The following is a 23371-nucleotide window of genomic DNA, read 5'->3' as shown; positions in this document are numbered from 1 at the left end:
GACGGACGGGAGGCACGGTGCCAGCTGGCACCGTGCCTCCCGTCCGTCGTCCGGTCGCGCGCCGTCGACGTCGGCGCACGTCGGTAGGGTCGTGGCATGACCGAAGACCGACCCGTCCGCCAGCCGTCCGCCGTCGATCGCGTCGCCGAGGACTGGGTGTCCACACTCGTCGACCTCGACCCGACGATCGCCACGTACATCGGCGTACCCGGGCGCACGGGGGAGTACGGCGACACCTCGCCGGCCGGAGCCGCGGCGATGGCGGACGCGGCGCGGGCGGCGGCGCGTTCCCTCGCCGCCGCCGAGCCGGTGGACGACGTCGACCGCGTGACCAAGACCGACCTCGGCGCCGAGCTCGACCTCGTCGTCGAGTCGTACGACCGGAAGCTCCACCTCCGTGACCTCAACGTCATCGCGAGCCCGGCCCAGTCGCTCCGCGAGATCATCGACCTGATGCCGACCGCCACCGAGTCGGACTGGGCCGACATCGCCAGCCGCGTCGGTGCGCTGCCCGACGCGCTCGAGGGCTTCCGCGAGACCCTGCTCGAGGGCACGCGCGAGGACGTCACCCCCGCCAAGCGGCAGGTCGCGCTCGTCGCCGAGCAGGCCGCTCGGAGCGGTGCGGCGGACGGCTTCTTCCACCAGCTCGCGGCCGAAGCCACCCTGGACGACGGCTCGCCCGTCCCGGAGGCCCTCCGCGCCGAGCTCGCCCGGCACGGCGAGGTCGCAGCGGCTGCCTACCGGTCGCTCGGGCGCTTCCTCGAGCACGAGCTGATGCCCCTCGCGACCCCGGTGGACGCGGTCGGCAGGGACGTCTACGAGCTCCACTCCCGCCGTTTCCTCGGTGCGGTCGTCGACCTCGACGAGACGTACGAGTGGGGCCTCGAGGAGCTGGCACGGATGCGCGACGAGCAGGAGCGCATCGCGGACCGGATCGAGTCCGGGGCGTCCGTGGCACGCGCGGTCGAGGTGCTCGACGCCGACCCGGCACGCATGCTCCAGGGCACCGACGCGCTGCAGCGGTGGATGCAGGAGACCAGCGACGCCTCGATCCGGGCGATGGACGGTGTCTACTTCGACATCCCAGACCCGATCAAGCGGCTCGAGTGCCGGATCGCCCCGACGCAAGAGGGCGGGATCCACTACTCCGGCCCCTCCGACGACTTCTCCCGCCCCGGACGCATGTGGTGGTCCGTGCCGCAGGGCGTGACCGAGTTCCAGACCTGGCGCGAGAAGACGACCGTCTACCACGAGGGCGTCCCCGGCCACCACCTGCAGATCAGCCAGGGCGTCTACAACCGCGGCGAGCTCAACACCTGGCGTCGGCAGCTGTCCGGGTCGTCCGGTCACGTCGAGGGCTGGGCGCTCTACGCGGAACGCCTGATGGAGCAGCTCGGCTTCCTCGACGACGAGGGCGACCGGCTCGGCATGCTCGACGGACAGCGCATGCGAGCGGCCCGCGTGGTGCTCGACATCGGCGTGCACCTGCAGAAGACCAACCCCGACGGCGGCGGGTGGACGTGGGAGTACGCGCTCGACTTCATGCGCGAGAACGTCAACATGGACGACGCCTTCGTGCGGTTCGAGGTGGCCCGGTACTTCGGGTGGCCCGGACAGGCCCCGTCTTACAAGGTCGGCCAGCGCGTCTGGGAGTCCATCCGCGACGAGGTCGCGGCGCGCGAGGGGGCGGCGTTCGACCTGAAGTCCTTCCACCACCGGGCGCTCGCCCTCGGCAGCATCGGGCTCGACACGCTCCGCTCGGCGATGCTCGGCTAGACACCCGGCGACACGCACCGCACCCCGCTTGTGAGGGGTCGCGCGCACCGGTTAGACTTGTGCGGCGCAATCCGCGCGCCCACAACCAATCCGCCACGTCGACACCATGCGGGGACATGTCTCCCGCGTCGTCCTGGCCCGACTCATGTCCGTTCGGAGCAATCTCTACATGACAACCACTACGACCAAGGCTCCTAAGCAGGTCGCCATCAACGACATCGGTTCGGCTGATGACTTCCTGGCCGAGGTCGAGAAGACCCTGAAGTTCTTCAACGACGGCGATCTCATCTCCGGCACCGTCGTGAAGATCGACCGCGACGAGGTCCTCCTCGACGTCGGTTACAAGACCGAGGGCGTCATCCCCTCGCGCGAGCTCTCGATCAAGCACGACGTCGACCCCAACGAGGTCGTCAACGTCGGTGACGAGGTCGAGGCCCTGGTCCTCCAGAAGGAGGACAAGGAAGGCCGCCTCATCCTGTCGAAGAAGCGCGCGCAGTACGAGCGTGCGTGGGGCGACGTCGAGAAGATCAAGGAGTCCGACGGGGTCGTCACCGGCACCGTCATCGAGGTCGTCAAGGGTGGCCTCATCGTGGACATCGGTCTCCGCGGCTTCCTCCCGGCATCGCTCATCGAGCTCCGCCGCGTCCGCGACCTCACGCCGTACCTCGGCCAGGAGATCGAGGCGAAGATCCTCGAGCTCGACAAGAACCGCAACAACGTGGTCCTGTCGCGCCGTGCGCTCCTCGAGCAGACGCAGTCCGAGTCCCGGACCACGTTCCTCAACAACCTGCACAAGGGCCAGGTCCGCAAGGGCGTCGTCTCGTCGATCGTCAACTTCGGTGCGTTCGTCGACCTCGGCGGCGTCGACGGTCTCGTCCACGTCTCCGAGCTCAGCTGGAAGCACATCGAGCACGCCAGCGAGGTCGTCGAGGTCGGTCAGGAAGTCACCGTCGAGATCCTCGAGGTGGACCTGGACCGCGAGCGCGTGTCGCTCTCGCTCAAGGCCACGCAGGAAGACCCGTGGCAGGTCTTCGCCCGCACCCACGCGATCGGCCAGATCGCACCGGGCAAGGTCACGAAGCTCGTCCCGTTCGGTGCCTTCGTCCGCGTCGCGGACGGCATCGAGGGCCTCGTCCACATCTCGGAGCTCTCGAACAAGCACGTCGAGCTCGCCGAGCAGGTCGTCTCCGTCGGCGACGAGGTCTTCGTGAAGATCATCGACATCGACCTCGACCGTCGCCGCATCTCGCTCAGCCTCAAGCAGGCGAACGAGGGCGTGGACCCGGAGAGCGCCGAGTTCGACCCGGCTCTCTACGGCATGCCGACCGAGTACGACGACAAGGGTGACTACAAGTACCCCGAGGGCTTCGACCCGGAGACCAACGAGTGGCTCGAGGGCTACGACACCCAGCGCGAAGAGTGGGAGCGTCAGTACGCCGCCGCCCAGGGTCGCTGGGAGGCCCACAAGGCCCAGGTCGCCAAGTCCCTCACCGAAGAGGCGCAGGGTGGCTTCGACCTCCCGGCCAGCGCTTCCTCGTCGTTCACGAGCGAGCAGGCCGGTCAGGGCACCCTGGCCGACGACGCATCGCTCGCGGCGCTCCGCGAGAAGCTCAGCTCGACCAACTGATCGCAGCTGCGTGAACCGGAAGCCCGGCACCCGTACAGGGTGCCGGGCTTCCGGCGTCCCAGGAGACAGTGTTTCCCGAGATGCGGCCGCCTAGGCTGGTCGCCGTGCGCATCATCGGACTCACGGGCGGCATCGCCGCGGGCAAGTCGACCGTCTCCGGACGCTGGGCCGAGCACGGCGCGGTGATCGTCGACGCCGACCGGCTCGCACGGGACGCCGTCGCTCCCGGCAGCCAGGGCCTCGCCCGGGTCGCCGAGCGGTTCGGCCCCGGCGTCATCGCCGCCGACGGCTCGCTCGACCGGCCGGCACTCGGCGCGATCGTGTTCGCGGACCCGGCCGCCCGGAAGGACCTCGAGGGCATCACCCACCCCGAGGTGTGGCGCCTCGCACAGCAGGCCTTCGACGCCGCAGCCGCGGCCGACCCCGACGCCGTCGTGGTCTACGACGTGCCGCTCCTGGCCGAGGCGCGGGGCGCACGGCCGTTGCACTTCGACGCGGTCGTCGTGGTCGACGCCCCGGCGGCCGTGCGGATCGAGCGGCTCGTCGAGCACCGCGGGATGTCCCGCGAGGAAGCGGCGCGGCGCGTGGGGGCGCAGGCCTCGGACGACGAGCGCCTCGCACTCGCGGACCACGTCGTGGACGCCACGGGCACCCTCGCGGACACCGTCGCCTCCGCCGACGCGGTGTGGGCCCGGGTGCGTGGCTGACACCGTCGTGCGACACCGTCTCCTGCTGGTCATCGCCGCCGTGGTGCTGGTGGCGATCGGCGGCGGCACGCTCGTCGCGGCGAACGTGATGGCGGAGCAGCGCGTCGAGCAGCACGGGCGCGAGCCGGTGCACGCGAACGGCGGACGGAACTCGACCGCGCGGGGCGACGCGAACGGCCCGCAGGACGAGTTCCACCGGTTCCGGCTCGGCGCGATCGACGGCGAACGGCTCTCCCCGAACCGGGACGACTTCGCCGCCAGGACCGCGAGCGACGGACCGCTCCTGCTGTTCCTGCCGGCGACCCGCGCGCGACCTGCCGAGTACCAGCGGTTCCTGACGACCGCGCTCGGGGACGGCTACCACGTGCTCGGCCTCGACTACTGGAACCTCGGCAAGACGCTCTCCGGCACGTGCGAGGCAGACCCGCGCTGCTACGGCGCGGTCCAGCGGAACCGGTTCGACGGCACCCGGCAGTCCGAGTTCAGCGCGGTGTCCCCGGCGGGCTCGATCGTGTCGCGCTTCCGGGACGCGATCGCGCACCTCGACGACGTCGACCCGGACGGCGGCTGGGGCCGGTTCGTCACGCCGACGAAGGAGACGTCCGGCGGCCGTGACCCCGTGGACACGATCTCCTGGAAGGACATCGTCGTCGCCGGCCACTCGCAGGGCGGCGGTGAGGCGGCGTACATCTCGCACATCCGCCCGGTGCTCGGCGCGCTGATGTTCTCGTCCCCCGTGGAGTCCCTCGGCCCGGTGCACGCCGCGTGGATGGACCGGCCCGGGCGGACGCCGGCTGCCCGGATGTACGCGATCGACGACGTCCGGGACGTCTTCGGTCCGCGGATCCGTGGCTCCTGGCGGGTGCTCGGGCTGGACGCACCCGCGACGCCGGGCGGTGCCGAGGGGCCGTGGCGCACCGACACCGCCGCGCCGCCGGAGGGGTCGGACCCGCACGCCATCCTGACCGACATCCGGGTCGGGACGCCGGCGGAGTCGCACTCGCGCACGATCAAGGACACGACGCCGCTCGACGCGTCCGGACAACCGCGGATGGAGGGGCTCTGGCAGTGGCTGCTGCACCGCTTCTCGCCTCATGGCGCATCCTCCGGCGAGTCATAGCAACCGGATCTAGCATTGGCTGGTGCAGCAAGAAGGTCGAAATCCCGAACCAGCCCTGCGCGCGCTGATCCGCGAGCGTGCCGCCGCCGACGCCGACCGCGTCTACCTCGAGGACGCCCGGTCCGACCGGGTGCTCAGCTACGGCGCACTCGGTGCGGCCGTCGACGCGTGGGCCGCGACCTTCGACGTGATCGGGGTCGCCGACTCCGGAGCGGTGCTCGTGGACGTCGGGGACCCGCTCGCCTTCGCGGTGGTGCACCTCGCCGCCGTGGCCTCCGGTCGTCGCGCGGTGCCGGTCGACACGGGGCAGCCGACCACCGAGCCGGCACGGCTCGCCGACCTGCTCGGCGGCGCGTCCATGGTGGTCTCGGACCGTGCCGTGGACGCGACCATCCCGGGGACCCCGGCCGCTCGCGTGGACCCGGCCAGTGGCCTCCCGTCCGACGTCCGTGACGGCGACCTGCCGGGCGAGAGCCCGGACGCGCCGGGGGAGGGCTCCGTCGTCCTGTTCACCTCCGGTTCCACCGGGACCCCGAAGGGTGTCGAGCTGCCCGAGTCCCAGCTGCTGTTCGTCGCGCGCGCCGTCGCCGAGCACAACCGGCTGACGCGGGACGACCGCGGCTTCAACTCGCTGCCGCTGTTCCACGTCAACGCCGAGGTCGTCGGACTGCTGGCGACCCTGGTCGCCGGTGGCACCCTCGTGCTCGACCGCCGCTTCCGACGGACGGGCTTCTGGGAGCTGCTCGCCGAGCGCCGGATCACCTGGCTGAACGCCGTGCCGGCGATCCTCGCGGTGCTCGCGAAGACCGGCCCGCTCGACTTCCCGGCCGGGCTGCGCTTCGTGCGGAGTGCGTCCGCGCCGCTGCCGGACCCGGTCCGCGCTGCACTCGGTGACGTCCCGCTCATCGTGAGCTGGGGGATGACCGAGGGCGCCAGCCAGATCACCGCGACGCCGATCGACGCACCCGCGCGGGCCGGCACCGTCGGCGTGCCGGTCGGCTCCGAGGTGCAGGTCCGCGGCGAGGACGGGGACGTCCTGCCCGCCGGTGACGTCGGTGCCCTGTGGGTCCGCGGCCCCGGCATCGTGAACTCGTACCTGTTCGGCCGCGCGGCCGAGCGCTTCGACGCCGACGGGTGGCTCTCCACCGGTGACGTCGGCTCGGTGTCCGAGGACGGGTGGGTGTCCCTCGCCGGCCGCTCCGACGACGTGATCAACCGCGGCGGCGAGAAGGTGTACCCGTCCGAGGTCGAGGACGTGCTCCTCGGCGACCCCCGCGTGCTCGAAGCGGTCGTGGTCGGGCGTCCGGACGACGTCCTCGGGAGCGTGCCCATCGCGTACGTGATCCCGCAGCCCGACGAGCCCGTCGACGCCGAGGCGCTCGTCGCCGACCTGGCCGAACGGGCCGAGCGCTCGCTCACCCGGTTCCGCCGTCCGGTCGAGATCGTCGTCGTCCCGGACCTGCCGCGGGCACCGACGGGCAAGATCCAGCGCGCTCGCGTGCGGGGGATGGCCGCGTCGTGAGCGGGACGGACCAGCGGACACGGGCGCGTCCGGACGGCGCGGGGGAGACCCCGACCGAGGCGCACGGACGGCCTGCGGGCGTCCAGACCCCCACCAGGACGGCATCCGGCAAGCCGCGGCACCTGTACGAGGTCGACGTCCTGCGGATCCTGACGTTCGCGTGCGTGCTCGGCGTGCACACCACGAGCCACACGATGGCGTCCGACGACGTCGGGCTCGCCGGGCTGCTCGCGCTGCTGCACTTCACCCGGCTGGTGTTCTTCACGCTCACCGCGTTCGTGCTCGTCTACAGCTACTCGATCCGCCCGAAGCCGATGTCGGTGTTCTGGCCGAAGCGCTTCCTGCTCGTCGGCGTGCCCTACCTGGCGTGGTCGTTCGTGTACGTCGCCTCCGCGTGGCTGCTCGACCCGGGACAGCGCGGCGACGTCCCCGCGCTGGTGACCACCTTCGCGACGGGCGTCGTCACCGGGACGGCGAAGTACCACCTGTACTTCCTGCTCGTGACGATGCAGGTCTACCTGCTCCTGCCGGCCATCATGTGGCTCGTCCGGAAGACCCGTGGGCACCACGTGACCGTCCTGGTCGTGTCGCTCGTCGTCCAGCTCGTGGTCTTCACCGGCTACAAGTACTTCCCCGCCAGCGACGCCTGGCTGCACGGCTACCAGAAGCAGTTCTTCTTCTCGTACGTGTTCTTCATCGTGTCCGGCGCGATCGCGGCCGACCACGCCGAACGGTTCCTCGGGTTCATCCGGACGCACCGCCGCGGCATCATGTGGGGGTTCCTCGGGGGCGCGCTGCTCACGCTCGCGGTGTTCGTCGTGCAGATGCTCGCCGGGCAGTCCCCGTACGCGGCCGGCACCCCGCTGCAGCCGATCGAGGCCGTCTGGAGCACCGTGGTGTTCGTCGGCTTCCTCGCGAGCGGGGCCTGGTGGGCGGACCGTCGCGTCGCGGGCAGTCGGCTCGCGAAGGTCGTGGACTACGCCTCGGACCGGTCGTTCGGCATCTTCCTCAGCCACCCGCTCGTCATCTGGCTGCTGCTGTACGGCTCCAGCCCGCTCGAGGCGCTCGTCCCCAAGCCGTGGCTGACGCTCGTCACGTACCTGCTCGTGGTGGTGCTCGCCGTCGCGATCACCGAGGTGTTCCGGTGGACCCCGCTCAGCGTGCCGCTGACCGGCAGGCCGTCGCTGTCGTCCCGGAAGGTGCGCGCGTCGCGCGCCGCGAAGCGCGCGGCGGCCGCCGCCGCCGCGTAGCGGCCGCGGGGCGGGGCGGGGGCGCGGTCCCGTTGAGGTGCCGCAATTGCGGCATCTGGAGCCCGCGGACGGTCCGGTCGTGCACCCTGGACGGAACTGAGCGGCGAGTCGTGCACCCGCCGTGCGGCGGCGGGTCCAGCCACCTGCAGACGGGAGGCTCGGTGCGGGCCCGGCCCCGGCCTCCCGTCCGGCGGGTGGTCCGGACCCGCCGGATGCCCGAACGCCCACGTGTGCCCGAGACGCCGCCGGTTTCGGCGGTGTCTCGAGCGGACGGGGGGCGTCGCGCGCGCTGTGCGGTGCGTCCGGGTCAGGCGGAGGGCTGCTGCTCGGCCTTCGGGGTGCCGATCTCGAGCACGCCGTCGGTCATCGTGAGGCGCTGCGGCTTCATGAACCAGGCGACCACCGCGGCCGCGAAGAGCAGCGCGCAGGAGAGCGCGAACGGGAGCTGCCACCCGGAGGCGTCGATGAGCAGCCCGAACACGATGGGGGAGACGACGCCGGCGACGCCGAACCCGGTGTTCATGAACCCCGACGCGGTGCCGGACCACTGCGGCGCGACGTCCATCGGGATCGCCCAGAGGTTGGCGTTGCAGAGCTCGAGGAAGAAGAACGACAGCGCGAGGGAGATCGTCGCGACCACCAGGCCCTGGCCGATCACCAGGGGGATGAGGCAGAGCAGCGACCCGCCGAGGCCGATCACCAGGATGGTGCGACGGGCGTTCCTGGTGTTGCCGCCTCGGTGGATGATCCGGTCGCTGAGCATGCCGCCGACCGTGTCCCCCACGACGCCGGCGAGCAGGATCAGCGTGGTGAAGAGTGCGAAGGAGCCGATCTCCAGGTCGTAGGTGGAGCTGAGGAACGTCGGCAGCCAGGTCAGGAACACCCAGAGCGTCCAGCCGTACCCGAAGTCGACGAAGGTGACGGGCAGGATCTGCTTCGCCATCTGCCCCCACGGCACCGGCGGACGGGTGGCGCGGGTCTCGACCGGCGGGAGCTCCGAGAGCTCGGCCTGGGTGATGCCCTTCGCGGACTCCGGCTTGTCGCGGAAGAAGAACCACCAGACGACGGCCCACGCGAACGAGAGCGCGGCAGTCGCGAAGAAGGCGAGACGCCAGCCGCTCAGCGCGATGAAGTACGCGACGACGAGCGGTGCGAGGGCGTTGCCGAGCCGAGCTGCCGAGTGCACGACACCCTGTGCGAAGCCGTTCCGGTCACGCGGGATCCAGCGGCTCATCGCCTGGGTGGCGGTCGGGAACGCCGCAGCCTCGCTGAGGCCGAGGAGCGCCCGGGCGGCGAACAGCGACCAGAACCCGACGGCGAACCCGGTGAGCAGCGTCGCGACACCCCAGATGACGGTGATCACGAAGAGGGACCTGCGCGGTCCGAACTTCTCGCTGATCGTGCCACCGAAGACCTGCAGCAGTGCGTAGGGCAGGGAGAACGCGGAGATGATCAGGCCCGCGGTCGCCTCGTTGAAGCCGAACTCCGCGGTGATGTGGGGCAGAGCGGTGGAGATGTTGGTGCGGTCGACGTACGAGATCGCGTACATGAAGCACAGGAGGATGAGGACGCGTCCGCGGATCCGTCCGCGGAACGGCGTGCCCTTCGTCGGTGCTGGGGGAGTGGCCGTGGTCATGGGGAGGGGCCTCTTCGGGGAGTGAGCGCTGGTCGGTTGCTGAACGGATGGGACGCTAACCCTGGTTTCTATCAGGATCCTCGATGGTTCGTCGCGAATTCCGATGGAGCAGCCGTCAGCGGATCACCGCGGTGTGCGCGCTCGTCGCACCGGGGTACGCCGTGGGCGAGAACCGGGGCCGCTGTCGGTGGCCGCGCCTAGCATTGGTGGCATGGCAGTGGCAATCGAACCCACCCGCGCGGTCCGCCCGTTCGAGGTGATCAGCGAGTACTCGCCGAGCGGCGACCAGCCCGCGGCGATCGCCGAACTCGCGGGCCGGATCAACGCCGGTGAGACCGACGTCGTGCTCCTCGGCGCGACCGGTACCGGCAAGTCGGCGACCACCGCGTGGCTCATCGAACAGGTGCAGCGGCCGACCCTGGTGCTCGCGCACAACAAGACCCTGGCGGCGCAGCTCGCGACGGAGTTCCGCGGCCTGCTGCCGAACAACGCCGTCGAGTACTTCGTCTCGTACTACGACTACTACCAGCCAGAGGCCTACGTCCCGCAGACGGACACCTTCATCGAGAAGGACTCCTCGGTCAACGCCGAGGTCGAGCGCCTCCGGCACTCCACCACGAACTCACTGCTCAGCCGGCGCGACGTCGTGGTGGTCTCCACGGTGTCCTGCATCTACGGTCTCGGGACACCGGAGCAGTACATGAACGCCTCGGTGGCACTGCACCGCGGCCAGACGATCTCCCGCGACCAGCTCGTCCGCCGGTTCGTCGCGATGCAGTACCAGCGCAACGACGTCGACTTCGCACGCGGCACCTTCCGCGTGCGCGGCGACACCATCGAGATCATCCCGATGTACGAAGAGCACGCGATCCGCATCGAGATGTTCGGCGACGAGGTCGAAGCGCTCAGCTCGCTGCACCCCCTCACCGGGAACGTGATCGAGGACCTCGACGCCGTGTCGATCTTCCCGGCGTCGCACTACGTCGCCGACACCGACGTGATGCACCGCGCGATCGGCACCATCAAGGAAGAACTGGCCGAACGGCTCGCCGAGCTCGAGGGACAGGGCAAGCTGCTCGAGGCCCAGCGGCTCCGGATGCGCACCACGTTCGACATCGAGATGATGGAGCAGATCGGGTTCTGCTCGGGCATCGAGAACTACTCCCGGCACGTCGACGGCCGGATGCCCGGCGAAGCCCCGCACTGCCTGCTCGACTACTTCGCCGACGACTTCCTCATCGTGATCGACGAGTCGCACGTCACCGTGCCGCAGATCGGTGCGATGTACGAAGGCGACGCCTCCCGCAAGCGCACCCTGGTGGAGCACGGCTTCCGGCTCCCGAGCGCGATGGACAACCGTCCGCTCCGGTGGGAAGAGTTCCTCGAGCGCGCCGGTCAGAAGGTCTACCTCTCCGCCACCCCCGGTCGGTACGAGCTCGGGGTCACGGACAGCGTCGTCGAGCAGATCATCCGCCCGACCGGCCTGGTCGACCCGGAGATCGTCATCAAGCCCTCGGACGGCCAGATCGACGACCTGCTCGAGGAGATCCAGGTCCGCGTCGAGAAGGACGAGCGCGTCCTCGTCACCACGCTGACCAAGCGCATGGCCGAGGAACTGACGGACTTCCTCGGGAACGCGGGCGTCCGCGTGCGGTACCTGCACTCCGACGTCGACACCCTGAAGCGCGTCGAACTCCTGACCGAGCTCCGGCAGGGCGTGTACGACGTGCTCGTCGGCATCAACCTGCTGCGCGAGGGCCTCGACCTGCCAGAGGTCTCGCTCGTGGCGATCCTCGACGCCGACAAGGAGGGCTTCCTGCGCTCGTCGACCTCGCTCATCCAGACGATCGGTCGTGCGGCCCGCAACGTCTCCGGGCAGGTGCTGATGTACGCCGACAAGATGACCGACTCCATGAAGCAGGCCATCGAGGAGACGGACCGCCGCCGCGAGAAGCAGGTGGCGTACAACCTCGAGCACGGCATCGACCCCCAGCCGCTCCGCAAGAAGATCGGCGACATCACCGAGGCACTGGCGCGCGAGAACGACGACACCAAGGAACTGCTCGAACGCCGGAACAGCGCCGCGAGGGACGGCCGCCGCTCTCCGACGCCGTCGCTCAAGCGCACCGGCATCGCGGGCGAGGGCGCGACCCAGCTCGAAGCGACCATCGGCGACCTGAACGACCAGATGCTCCAGGCCGCCGCCGAGCTGAAGTTCGAGCTCGCCGCGCGACTCCGCGACGAGGTCCAGGACCTCAAGAAGGCACTGCGGCAGATGGAGTCGGCCGGGCATGTCAACTGAGCGCACCGTCGTCGTCACCGGCGCGAGTGCGGGGCTCGGGTACTGGTCGGCGGAGCAGCTGGCGGCTGCCGGGCACCGGGTCGTCCTCGCCACCCGCAGCCCGGAACGGGCCGCAGCGGCGGAGCGGAGCATCCGGCAGCACGTGCCCGACGCGACGCTCGCGCACCTGCACGTGGACCTCGCCGACCTGGACAGCGTGCGCCGGGCTGCGGACGACCTCGGCGCCCTGGGACCAGTCGACGCGCTCGTGAACAACGCCGGTGTGGTCGGCTCCGGCACCCGGCGCTCCACCGCGCAGGGGCTCGAACTGCAGGTCGGCACCAACCACGTCGGACACTTCGCCCTGACCGGCCTGGTGCTGCCGATGCTCGAGCAGACTGCCGGGCGGGTGGTGCACCTCGGGTCGATCGCGCACCGGTGGGCCACGCTCGATCCCCGTGACCCGCTCGGGGCCGGGCGGTACTCGAGCTACCGGCAGTACGGCCGGAGCAAGCTCGCGGTGATGCTGTTCGGGTTCGAGCTGGCGCAGCGGCTGGCCGACGCCGGCTCTTCGGTGTCGAGCATCGTCGCCCACCCCGGGCTGTCGCTCGACGCACTCGCCCCGGCCCGCCCCGCAGTCCAGCCGGCGCGCGCCGAGCCCGCGTGGACCCGGCCAGGGCAGCGCCTGTACGCGCAGGGCAAGGACGCCGGCGCCCTGCCGATCGTGCACGCCGCGGTCGGTGCGACGAGCGGGCCGGACGCCGTCCGTTCCGGACAGTACTGGGGGCCGGGCGGACCCCTGCAGCTCCGCGGGCCGGTGTCCGTCGTGACCGCCGAGCCTCGTGCACACGACCGCACCGAGGCCGCGCGGCTCTGGGTGGCCAGTGAGCATGCCTCGGGAGTCGCGTTCGCTCTCGACGCACTCGTGTGATGCCCTCGCGCGGGCGAATGTCGGACCCGGTTCGTAGACTCGTTGGTGATGACCATCACCTCTGACCGCGGTACCGCGACCTCCGGCCGGAACGCCTTCGGCTCCGACGACGAGCGCCTCGACTCCGAACCCGCAGACCTGCACCTCCCCGGTGGGACGGCACCCCACAGCACCTCGACGCTCAGCGTCCGCGGTGCGCGCGTGCACAACCTCCGCGACGTCGACCTCGAGATCCCGCGCGACTCCCTCGTCGTGTTCACCGGCCTGTCCGGGTCGGGCAAGTCCTCGCTGGCGTTCGACACGATCTTCGCCGAGGGGCAGCGGCGCTACGTGGAGTCGCTGTCGGCGTACGCGCGGCAGTTCCTCGGACAGGTCGACCGGCCTGACGTCGACTTCATCGAGGGGCTCTCGCCCGCCGTGTCGATCGACCAGAAGTCGACGAACCGCAACCCGCGCTCGACCGTCGGCACCATCACCGAGGTCTACGACTACATGCGTCTGCTCTGGGCGCGCATCGGCATCCCGCACTGCCCCGTCTGCGGTGAGGTGATCAGCAAGCAGAGCGTGCAGCAGATCGCCGACCAGCTGATGACGCAGGAGACCGGCACCCGCTTCCAGGTCCTCGCGCCGATCGTCTCGAAGAAGAAGGGCGAGTTCGTCGACCTCTTCCAGGAGCTCGCGGCCTCGGGGTACTCCCGGGCGATCGTCGACGGCGAACGGATCCAGCTGAGCAGCCCGCCCACGCTGAAGAAGCAGGTCAAGCACGACATCTCGGTGATCATCGACCGCCTGGTCGCCAGTGACGACATCCTCGGGCGCCTGACGGACTCCCTCGAGACCGCACTGCGCCTGACCAACGGCACGGTCGCGATCGACCTCGTCGACCACGAGGGCCCCGGCGCGGTCCGCACCTACTCCGAGAACCTGTCCTGCCCGAACAACCACCCGCTCGCGCTCACCGAGATCGAGCCACGGACGTTCTCCTTCAACGCGCCGTTCGGTGCGTGCCCGGAGTGCTCCGGCCTCGGTACCCGCATGTCGGTGGACCCGGACCTGGTGCTCGGTGACCCCGAGGCGTCCCTCGCCGACGGCGTGCTGCTGCCCTGGACCGGGACCAGCGGGCTGTACTCCTACTTCGAGAAGCTCCTGGCGGGTCTCGGCAAGGAACTCGGCTTCCGGCTGGACACCCCGTGGAACCAGCTCGACCCGAAGGTGCAGGCAGCGATCCTGACCGGCAAGGACTTCGAGGTCTCGGTGTCCTGGCGCAACCGGTTCGGCCGCGAGATGCGCTACACCAGCGGCTTCGAGGGCGTCATGCCCTACATCGAGCGCAAGTTCGCCGAGGCCGAGTCGGACTCGCAGCGGCAGCGCTTCCAGGGCTACCTGCGTGAGGTCCCCTGCCCGGTGTGCGACGGCACCCGCCTGAAGCCCGAGGTCCTCGGGGTCACCGTGGCCGACCGCAGCATCGCCGACGTCACCGAGCTGAGCCTCGACGACGCGTACGCGTTCATGGACACCCTGACGCTGACGGACCGCGAAGCACACATCGCGGCCGCGGTCCTGCGCGAGATCCGGGCACGCCTCGAGTTCCTGCTCGAGGTCGGCCTGAACTACCTGACCCTGTCCCGTGGGGCCGGGTCGCTCTCCGGCGGCGAGGCCCAGCGCATCCGCCTCGCGACGCAGATCGGCTCCGGTCTGACCGGCGTGCTCTACGTCCTCGACGAGCCGAGCATCGGGCTGCACCAGCGCGACAACCGCCGGCTGATCGACACCCTCGTCAAGCTGAAGAACCTCGGCAACACCCTGATCGTGGTGGAGCACGACGAGGACACCATCCGCACGGCCGACTGGGTCGTCGACATCGGACCGGGCGCCGGCGTGAACGGCGGCAACGTCGTGCACTCTGGGTCCTACGACGAGATGATCGAGAACCGCGAGTCGATCACGGGGGACTACCTCGCCGGTCGTCGCGCGATCGAGATGCCGAGCGAGCGCCGGAAGATCAACAAGAAGCGCGTGATCAGCGTGCAGGGCGCCCGCGCGAACAACCTCAAGGAAGTGGACGTCGACTTCCCGCTCGGCGTGTTCACGGCGGTGACCGGCGTCAGCGGCTCCGGCAAGTCCACGCTGGTCAACGACATCCTCTACAAGGTGCTCGCGAACCAGCTCAACGGGGCACGGCACATCGCCGGCAAGCACACCCGGGTGAAGGGCCTCGACCAGCTCGACAAGGTCGTGCACGTCGACCAGGCACCGATCGGCCGCACCCCGCGCTCGAACCCGGCGACCTACACGGGCGTGTTCGACCGCATCCGGCAGCTCTTCGCGGAGACCCCGGAAGCGAAGGCGCGCGGGTACCTGCCCGGTCGCTTCAGCTTCAACGTCAAGGGCGGCCGCTGCGAGAACTGCTCGGGCGACGGCACGATCAAGATCGAGATGAACTTCCTGCCCGACGTCTACGTCGCGTGCGAGGTCTGCGGCGGGGCGCGCTACAACCGCGAGACGCTGCAGGTGCACTACAAGGGCAAGGACATCTCCGAGGTCCTCGACATGCCGATCAGCGAAGCGGCCGAGTTCTTCGAGCCGATCTCCGCGATCCACCGCTACATGGCGACCCTCGTGGACGTGGGCCTCGGGTACGTGCGCCTCGGCCAGAGCGCCACGACCCTGTCCGGCGGTGAAGCCCAGCGCGTCAAGCTCGCGACGGAGCTCCAGCGCCGCTCGAACGGCCGCACCGTGTACGTCCTGGACGAGCCGACCACGGGTCTGCACTTCGAGGACGTCCGCAAGCTGCTGCTCGTGCTCCAGGGCCTGGTCGACAAGGGCAACACCGTCATCACCATCGAGCACAACCTCGACGTCATCAAGTCGGCCGACTGGCTGATCGACATGGGTCCGGAGGGCGGCTCCGGTGGTGGCACCGTGCTGGCGACCGGCACCCCGGAGTACGTCGCCGACGTCCCGGAGAGCCACACCGGCGTGTTCCTGCGCGAGATCCTCGACGCGCAGGACGCCCGCGTGGGCAAGGAGCGTTCGGTGGACGCCCGCAAGGTCGACGAGACCAAGCTCGGCGCCCTCAAGCGCGGCAGCGCCGGCGCCAAGGCGGGCGACGGACGCAAGGCGGGTGCTCGGTAGGTGGCGGACACCGTCCCGTGGCGCCCCAAGGCGGGCGAGATCCCGACCGACCCGGGTGTCTACCGCTGGCGTGACGGCAACGGCCGGGTGCTCTACGTCGGCAAGGCGAAGAACCTCCGGGCGCGGCTGAGCAACTACTTCGCGCCGCTGCCGACGCTGCACGAGCGCACGCGGCGCATGGTCCTCACGGCGAAGAGCGTCGAGTGGACGACGGTCGGCTCCGAGATCGAGGCACTGCAGCTCGAGTACACCTGGATCAAGGAGTTCGACCCGCCGTTCAACGTCAAGTTCCGGGACGACAAGTCGTACCCGTACATGGCGATCACCCTCGGGGACGAAGCACCGCGGGTGATGGTGACGCGCAACCGGAAGATCAAGGGTGCGAAGTACTTCGGGCCGTACCCGAAGATCTGGGCCGTGCACGACACCATCGACCTGATGATCAAGGTGTTCCCGATCCGCACGTGCTCGGACTCGTCGTACAAGCGGGCGATGCAGACCGGCAAGCCGTGCTTCCCCGGGCAGATCGGCAAGTGCGGCGGCCCGTGCTCGCAGCGTGTCACGATCGCCGAGCACCGGGCGCTGGTCGAGGAGTTCGTGCGCTTCATGAACAGCTACGACCGTCGGGTCATCACCGAGCTCCGGCAGCGGATGGGTGCGTCGGCGGACGCGATGCAGTACGAGCAGGCCGCGAAGTACCGCGACCAGGTCGAGGCCCTCGAAGCGGTGCTCGAGAAGTCCGCCGTGGTGCTCCGCGACTCCGTCGACCTCGACCTGTTCGGCATCGCCGAGGACGAGCTGGCGGCGGCCGTGCAGCTGTTCTCCGTGCGTGGTGGTCGCATCCGGGGTGTGCGCGGCTGGGTCGTCGACAAGGAGCTCGACATCTCGACCGGGGACCTGGTCGAGCAGATCGTCCAGGGCGTCTACGCGGACGGTGCCCTCACCGGCCGCGCCACCGTCGAGGAACCCCCGCGCGAGGTCGTCGTCCCGGAACTCCCGGAGGACGCCGACGCACTGCAGCAGTGGCTCAGCGACCGCCGCGGTGGACGCGGCACGAAGCTCAGCACCGCCCAGCGCGGGGATCGTGCCGGGCTCGCGCGCACCGCGTCGCAGAACGCGCAGCAGGCCCTGATGCTCTACAAGACCAAGCGCTCGGCCGACTACACGACCCGGGCAGCGGCGCTGGCCGACATCCAGGACGCCCTCGGCATGACCGAGGCACCGCTGCGCATGGAGTGCTACGACATCTCGCACCTGCAGGGCACGAACGTGGTGGCCTCGATGGTGGTGTTCGAGGACGGCCTGCCCCGCAAGGACCAGTACCGCCGCTACTCGATCGCCGAGACCCGCGACGACACCGACAGCATGCACCAGGTGCTCACCAGGCGGCTGGCGCGCCTCGACGAGGACGCCGAGCTCCCGGAACAGCCCGACCAGAACGCCGACGGCGTGGTCGCGGTCGAGAAGCCGACGAAGCGCTTCGCGTACCGTCCGCAGCTGCTCATCGTGGACGGCGGGCAGCCCCAGGTGCAGGCCGCCAAGCGCGCCATGGACGAGGCCGGCGTGACCGACATCGCCCTCGTCGGCATCGCGAAGCGGCTCGAGGAGCTCTGGCTCCCCGACGACGACTTCCCGGTGATCCTGCCGCGCAACTCCGAGGCGCTCTTCCTCATCCAGCGCATCCGCGACGAGGCGCACCGCTTCGCGATCACGCACCAGCGCGGTCGCCGCAAGCGCGACGTCCGCACGCAGCTCTCGGAGATCCCGGGCCTCGGCCCGAGCCGCGTGAGCGCGCTCCTGAAGCACTTCGGGTCCGTCGCGCGACTCCGCTCTGCTACGGCCGAGGAGATCGGCGTGGTCCCCGGCGTCGGCCCGGCGACCGCCGCCGCGGTGGTGCGGAAGCTGCAGACGGTCCCGACGAGCACGCCGACCGGCCCGTCGCCGACCAGCGCACCGGTCGCGTCCGATGCGTCGGACGCGTCCGACGCCGTCGACGAGCCCCGGACAGGAGGCCCGGTGCGGGTCCCAGAGGTGACCAGCGACGGTCCGCAGTTGCCGGTGTGACGCCACCAGTGGCCTCCAGGCCGTCCGGTCCGCGCGCATCCGCCGGGCGATAGCCTGGTCGCCGAGCCACCAGTCCACCGGCCCGCGCGAGCGGGCCACTCGACGACCCGGGCGACGCGCCCGGGCAGCGACGACGGAGCACATCTCCAGATGACCGACACCGAACCGAAGCCCCAGCACGACGTCCTCATCGTCACCGGGATGTCCGGTGCCGGGCGGTCGACGGTCGGCAAGGCGCTCGAAGACCTCGGCTGGTACGTGGTCGACAACCTCCCGACGCAGATGCTCGGCCCGCTGACGGACCTGGCGGACCGGGCCGGGGAGAAGATCCCGAAGCTCGCCGCCGTGGTCGACGTACGCGGCGAGCGGTACTTCACCGAACCGGAGCAGGCGGTCGAGCAGCTCCGGTCGTCGACGTCCGCGCGGGTCCGGGTGCTGTTCCTCGAGGCGACCGACCAGGTGCTCGTCCGCCGGTTCGAGCAAGTCCGCCGGCCGCACCCGCTGCAGGGCGAGGACACGCTCCTGGACGGCATCGCCCGCGAGCGGACCCGGCTGCTCGGGCTGCGGGAGGCCTCGGACGTGATCATCGACACGTCCGACCTGAACATCCACCAACTCGCGAACACCGTCACCGAGAAGTTCGCCGAGGACCGTTTCACCGGGGTCCAGGTCACCCTGATGAGCTTCGGGTTCAAGTACGGGCTGCCCGCGGACGCCGACATGGTGGCCGACGTCCGTTTCATCCCGAACCCCTACTGGGTCCCGGAACTCCGGGCCCACACCGGCCTCGACAAGCCGGTCTCGGACTACGTCCTGGCGCAGTCCGGAGCCCGTCCGTTCGTCGACCGGTACGCCTCCGTGCTCGAGCCCGTGCTCGAGGGGTACCAGCGCGAGAACAAAAGACACGCTACGATCGCCATCGGCTGTACCGGCGGGAAGCACCGCTCGGTCGCCATCGTCGCCGAGTTGGCGAGTCTCCTCCGTGGGATGCCCAACGTCGCCGTGCGTGTGAAGAACCGAGATCTCGGCCGGGAGTGACCGTCCCACCGGCCGCTCCACACGGGCGCGCCACCGGGCCGCGGGTCCCCACCACCAGATGAACGTTAGGAATGATGCTGTGCCGTTGACTGCCGAGGTCAAGGACGAACTGGCCAGGGTCGTCGTGGGCCGCAACACGGTCCGTGCCGCCGAGCTCGCGACCATCCTGCGGTTCGCGGGTGGCCTGCACGTCATCTCCGGCAGGATCGCCGTCGAGGTCGAGCTGGACACCCGGATCATCGTGCACCGGGTCCGCAAGGACCTCGCCGAGCTGTACGGCGTCCGGAGCGAGGCCTCCGTGGGGTCCTCGGCATCCGCCCGTCGTGGCACCCGCTACCTGGTCCGCGTGCTCGAGGCGGGGGAGACCCTCGCACGCCAGACCGGCCTGATGGACGCCCGTCGCCGTCCGGTCCGCGGGCTCCCGAACCGTCTGACCACCGGCAACCGCGAGGACCTCGCCGCGATCTGGCGGGGTGCCTTCCTCGCTGCCGGCACGCTGACCGACCCGGGCCGGGCCGCAGCGCTCGAGGTCACCTGCCCGGGCAACGAGGCAGCGATGGCCCTGGTGGGCGCCGCGTCGCGCCTCGGGGTCGCCGCCAAGGGCCGCGAGGTCCGCGGGGTGCACCGTGTCGTCATCCGGGACGGCGAGGCCATCGGTCAGATGCTCACCGTCATGGGTGCCGCCCGCACCACCGCCGAGTGGGAGGAGATGCGGCAGCGCCGCGAGGTCCGCGCGACCGCGAACCGCCTCGTCAACTTCGACGACGCGAACCTCCGCCGCTCCGCCCAGGCCGCCGTCGCCGCGTGCGCCCGGGTCGAGCGCGCGCTCGAGATCCTCGGCGACGAGGTCCCCGACCACCTGCAGTACGCGGGCTCCCTGCGCCTGGCCCACCGTGACGCCTCGCTCGACGAGCTCGGCCAGCACGCGGACCCGCCCATGACGAAGGACGCCATCGCCGGCCGCATCCGCCGCCTGCTCGCGATGGCCGACAAGCGTGCCGTCGAGCTGAACGTGCCCGGCACCGAGGCGAGCGTGCCCGAGGAGCTCGAGGGCGCCTGAGCCGCTCTGCGGAGCGTGTCACGGGTCAACGTTTCCTGGACGTCACACGGGCGGGGGCTGATCCGCTGACTGCTAGGGTCGTTACGGCGACGTTACGGGGCGTATCGTCCACCACACGCGGGCCCGCAGAGGGCTCGCGACTCCGAAAGCAGCGCCCCCTGGGCGCTCCACACCCAACAGGAGATCCATTGACCGTCAAGATCGGTATCAACGGCTTCGGCCGCATCGGCCGTAACTTCTTCCGGGCCGCCCTGGCCAAGGGCAGCGACCTCGAGATCGTGGCGGTGAACGACCTCACCGACAACACGTCGCTCGCGAACCTGCTCAAGTTCGACTCGATCACCGGCAAGCTCCCCGCGACGGTCGAGCTGGACGGCGACAACATCGTCGTCGACGGCAAGCCGATCAAGGTCCTCGCGGAGCGCGACCCCGCGAACCTCCCGTGGGGCGAGCTCGGCGTCGACATCGTCATCGAGTCGACCGGCTTCTTCACCAAGGCCGCCGATGCGCAGAAGCACATCGACGCGGGCGCCAAGAAGGTCATCATCTCCGCCCCGGCGACCGGTGACGACGTCACCATCGTCCTCGGCGTGAACGAGGACCAGTACGACCCGGCGAACCACAACATCATCTCGAACGCGTCCTGCACCACGAACAGCCTCGCGCCGCTCGCCAAGGTGTTCCACGACAAGTTCGGCATCGAGCGTGGTCTCATGACGACGGTCCACGCCTACACCGCGGACCAGAACCTGCAGGACGGCCCGCACAAGGACCCGCGTCGTGCCCGTGCCGCGGCCCTCAACATCGTGCCGACCTCCACCGGTGCGGCGAAGGCCATCGGCCTCGTCCTGCCGGAGCTCGCCGGCAAGCTCGACGGCTTCGCGCTCCGCGTGCCGGTCCCGACCGGGTCGATCACCGACCTCACGCTCGAGACCAAGTCCGAGGTCACGGTCGACGAGATCAACGCCGCCTACAAGGAGGCCGCTGAAGGCCCCCTCAAGGGCATCCTGCTCTACAGCGAGGACCCGCTGGTGTCGACCGACATCACCACGGACCCGCACTCCTCGATCTACGACTCCGGCCTGACCAAGGTCATCGGCGGGCTCGTCAAGATCACCTCGTGGTACGACAACGAGTGGGGCTACTCGAACCGCCTCGTCGACCTCACCGAGTACGTGGGCGAGCGACTCTGAGCATGAGTCTCCGCACCCTCGAGAGCCTCGGCGACCTCTCCGGCAGGCGTGTCGTCGTCCGCTGTGACCTCAACGTCCCGCTCAAGGACGGCGTCATCACGGACGACGGCCGCGTGCGGGCGTCGCTCGGCACGCTGAACACGCTCATCAACGCCGGAGCACGCGTCATCGTGGTCTCCCACCTCGGCCGTCCCGACGGCGAGCCCAAGCCCGAGTTCTCGCTCGCGCCGGTGGCCCAGCGGCTCTCCGAGCTGCTCGGGAAAGAGGTCACGTTCGTCGGCGAGACCGTCGGTGACGACGCGACCGCCGCGGCCGAGGCCCTCGGGGACGGCGACGTCCTGCTGCTCGAGAACCTCCGGTTCAACCCGGAGGAGACCTCGAAGGACGCCGCCGTGCGCGGTGGCTTCGCGGACCGCATCGCCGCACTCGCCGACGCCTTCGTGTCGGACGGGTTCGGTGTCGTGCACCGCAAGCAGGCCTCCGTGTACGAGCTCGCCGCGGCGCTGCCCTCGGCAGCCGGTGAGCTCATCGAGACCGAGCTCCGCGTCCTGGAGCGGCTGACCAAGAACCCGGAGCGGCCGTACACGGTCGTGCTCGGCGGCTCGAAGGTCAGCGACAAGCTCGGCGTCATCGACCACCTGCTCCCGCAGGTCGACACGCTCTGCATCGGCGGCGGGATGCTGTTCACCTTCCTGGCCGCGCAGGGGCACGGCGTCGCCAAGTCCCTGCTCGAGCAAGACCAGCTGGACGTCGTCCGCGAGTACCTCTCGCGCGCGAAGGAACTCGGCGTCACCATCGACCTGCCGACCGACGTCGTCGTGGCGTCCGGCTTCTCGGCGGACGCCGACCACGAGACGGTCGCTGCCGACGCCATCGAGTCGTCGTCGTTCGGTGCCGATGGCATCGGCCTCGACATCGGCCCGGAGACGGCTGCGCGCTTCGCGTCGGCGGTCGCCTCCTCGAAGACGGTGTTCTGGAACGGCCCGATGGGCGTGTTCGAGTTCCCGGCCTTCGCCGCCGGCACCAAGACCGTCGCCCAGGCGCTCACCGAGGTCGACGGCCTCGGGGTCGTGGGCGGTGGCGACTCGGCCGCCGCGGTCCGGTCGCTCGGGTTCACCGACGACCAGTTCGGCCACATCTCCACGGGCGGTGGGGCGAGCCTCGAGTTCCTCGAGGGCAAGTCGCTCCCCGGCCTCGAAGCACTGGGGTGGTCCGCATGACCCGCACGCCGCTGATCGCCGGTAACTGGAAGATGAACTTGGATCACCTCCAGGCCATCGCCACCGTGCAGAAGCTCGCGTGGACCCTGAAGGACGCCCGCCATGACTTCGACGACGTCGAGGTCGCGGTGTTCCCGCCCTTCACCGACCTCCGCAGTGTGCAGACGCTCATCTCGGCCGACAAGCTCCCGATCCGCTTCGGCGCGCAGGACCTGTCCCAGCACGATTCGGGCGCCTACACGGGTGACGTGTCCGGGGCGTTCCTCGCGGCCCTCGACGCCGCGTACGTGATCGTCGGGCACTCCGAGCGCCGGACGATCCACGGCGAGACCGACGAGGTCGTCGCGGCGAAGACCGCCGCGGCCGTCAAGCACGGGCTCGTCCCGCTCGTGTGCGTCGGGGAGACCGGCGAGCAGCGCGAAGAGCGCGGCGCCGGCGTCGTGCCGGTCGAGCAGCTGCAGGTCGTGCTCGACGCGGTCACGCCCTCCGAGATCGTCGTGGCGTACGAGCCCGTCTGGGCCATCGGCTCCGGGCAGGCCGCGACCGCCGAGCAGGCCCAGGACGAGTGCGCCGCACTCCGTCGCGGCATCGCCGCGGCCTGGGGTGAGGACATCGCCGCTGCCACGCGCGTGCTGTACGGCGGTTCGGTGAAGTCCGGCAACATCGCCGGGTTCCTCCGGGAGCCCGACATCGACGGCGCGCTCGTCGGCGGCGCATCGCTCGACGTGCAGGAGTTCGCGGCCATCGCGCGCTTCCGGCAGCACGTCGGGCTCTAGCAGTCCGCCGGGCTGACGCAGCCCGTTCTGCACCA

General features: G+C 70.4%; 16 protein-coding genes. 15 read left to right on the top strand and 1 reads right to left on the bottom strand.

Annotated elements, in window-relative coordinates; genetic code table 11:
* Window positions 1-96 precede the first annotated feature (96 nt).
* From ACIPJY_RS03090 to ACIPJY_RS03065, 6 genes are all read left to right on the top strand, one after another.
* Window positions 97-1776: a DUF885 domain-containing protein gene (locus tag ACIPJY_RS03090; RefSeq protein ID WP_400459582.1), complete on the top strand. Its 1680-nt coding sequence runs from the start codon at window positions 97-99 to the stop codon at window positions 1774-1776.
* 169 nt (window positions 1777-1945) lie between these two features.
* Window positions 1946-3403 (top strand): 30S ribosomal protein S1, encoded by a 1458-nt coding sequence (rpsA, locus tag ACIPJY_RS03085; RefSeq protein WP_123653529.1) that lies wholly within the window; start codon window positions 1946-1948, stop codon window positions 3401-3403.
* A gap of 104 nt (window positions 3404-3507) precedes the next feature.
* On the top strand, window positions 3508-4110 hold the full coding sequence (gene coaE, locus ACIPJY_RS03080) for a dephospho-CoA kinase (RefSeq protein ID WP_400459585.1): 603 nt from the start codon (window positions 3508-3510) through the stop codon (window positions 4108-4110).
* Window positions 4103-5230 carry a BPSS1187 family protein gene (locus ACIPJY_RS03075; RefSeq protein WP_400459587.1) on the top strand — a complete coding sequence of 376 codons (1128 nt, stop codon included), beginning with the start codon at window positions 4103-4105 and terminating at the stop codon, window positions 5228-5230. Before coaE ends, ACIPJY_RS03075 begins: the two co-directional genes overlap by 8 nt.
* 22 nt (window positions 5231-5252) lie before the next feature.
* Complete coding sequence (locus tag ACIPJY_RS03070) at window positions 5253-6752, top strand: class I adenylate-forming enzyme family protein (protein ID WP_400459590.1); 1500 nt, start codon at window positions 5253-5255, stop codon at window positions 6750-6752.
* Window positions 6749-8002, top strand: coding sequence for an acyltransferase (locus tag ACIPJY_RS03065; RefSeq protein ID WP_400459593.1), 1254 nt, complete (start codon window positions 6749-6751; stop codon window positions 8000-8002). The genes ACIPJY_RS03070 and ACIPJY_RS03065 overlap by 4 nt, the downstream gene beginning before the upstream one ends.
* 307 nt (window positions 8003-8309) lie before the next feature.
* On the opposite strand, the gene ACIPJY_RS03060 is transcribed toward ACIPJY_RS03065, so the two are convergent.
* Window positions 8310-9638 carry an MFS transporter gene (locus ACIPJY_RS03060; protein WP_400459595.1) on the bottom strand — a complete coding sequence of 443 codons (1329 nt, stop codon included), beginning with the start codon at window positions 9636-9638 and terminating at the stop codon, window positions 8310-8312.
* Window positions 9639-9861: 223 nt separating this feature from the next.
* Here ACIPJY_RS03060 and uvrB point away from each other — a divergent pair, with 223 nt between their 5' ends.
* The 9 genes from uvrB to tpiA all read left to right on the top strand — a co-directional run bounded on the left by uvrB (window position 9862) and on the right by tpiA (window position 23336).
* A complete protein-coding gene (uvrB, locus tag ACIPJY_RS03055; protein WP_400460877.1) occupies window positions 9862-11940 on the top strand; it encodes an excinuclease ABC subunit UvrB in 2079 nt (692 codons plus the stop codon).
* Window positions 11930-12850, top strand: a complete 921-nt coding sequence (locus ACIPJY_RS03050) for an SDR family NAD(P)-dependent oxidoreductase (protein WP_400459598.1) — start codon at window positions 11930-11932, stop codon at window positions 12848-12850. Before uvrB ends, ACIPJY_RS03050 begins: the two co-directional genes overlap by 11 nt.
* A 48-nt stretch (window positions 12851-12898) precedes the next feature.
* A complete protein-coding gene (gene uvrA / locus ACIPJY_RS03045; protein WP_400459601.1) occupies window positions 12899-15985 on the top strand; it encodes an excinuclease ABC subunit UvrA in 3087 nt (1028 codons plus the stop codon).
* Complete coding sequence (uvrC, locus tag ACIPJY_RS03040) at window positions 15986-18049, top strand: excinuclease ABC subunit UvrC (RefSeq protein WP_400459603.1); 2064 nt, start codon at window positions 15986-15988, stop codon at window positions 18047-18049.
* Between the two features lie 150 nt (window positions 18050-18199).
* Window positions 18200-19087, top strand: a complete 888-nt coding sequence (rapZ, locus tag ACIPJY_RS03035) for an RNase adapter RapZ (RefSeq protein ID WP_400459606.1) — start codon at window positions 18200-18202, stop codon at window positions 19085-19087.
* Window positions 19088-19166: 79 nt separating this feature from the next.
* Window positions 19167-20147 carry a DNA-binding protein WhiA gene (gene whiA, locus ACIPJY_RS03030; RefSeq protein WP_123653520.1) on the top strand — a complete coding sequence of 327 codons (981 nt, stop codon included), beginning with the start codon at window positions 19167-19169 and terminating at the stop codon, window positions 20145-20147.
* Window positions 20148-20335: 188 nt separating this feature from the next.
* Complete coding sequence (gene gap / locus ACIPJY_RS03025) at window positions 20336-21340, top strand: type I glyceraldehyde-3-phosphate dehydrogenase (protein WP_400459610.1); 1005 nt, start codon at window positions 20336-20338, stop codon at window positions 21338-21340.
* A 2-nt stretch (window positions 21341-21342) separates the two neighbouring features.
* The gene (locus ACIPJY_RS03020) at window positions 21343-22560 is read left to right on the top strand and encodes a phosphoglycerate kinase (RefSeq protein ID WP_400459613.1); all 1218 of its coding nucleotides are present in this window, start codon (window positions 21343-21345) and stop codon (window positions 22558-22560) included.
* Window positions 22557-23336, top strand: coding sequence for a triose-phosphate isomerase (gene tpiA, locus ACIPJY_RS03015; protein WP_400459616.1), 780 nt, complete (start codon window positions 22557-22559; stop codon window positions 23334-23336). Before ACIPJY_RS03020 ends, tpiA begins: the two co-directional genes overlap by 4 nt.
* Window positions 23337-23371 lie beyond the last annotated feature (35 nt).

This window comes from Curtobacterium sp. NPDC090223 (assembly GCF_044746585.1).
Lineage (GTDB): Bacteria > Actinomycetota > Actinomycetes > Actinomycetales > Microbacteriaceae > Curtobacterium.
Note: the sequence above shows the minus strand (reverse complement) of the source record. Positions and strands in the feature narration are given on the sequence as shown.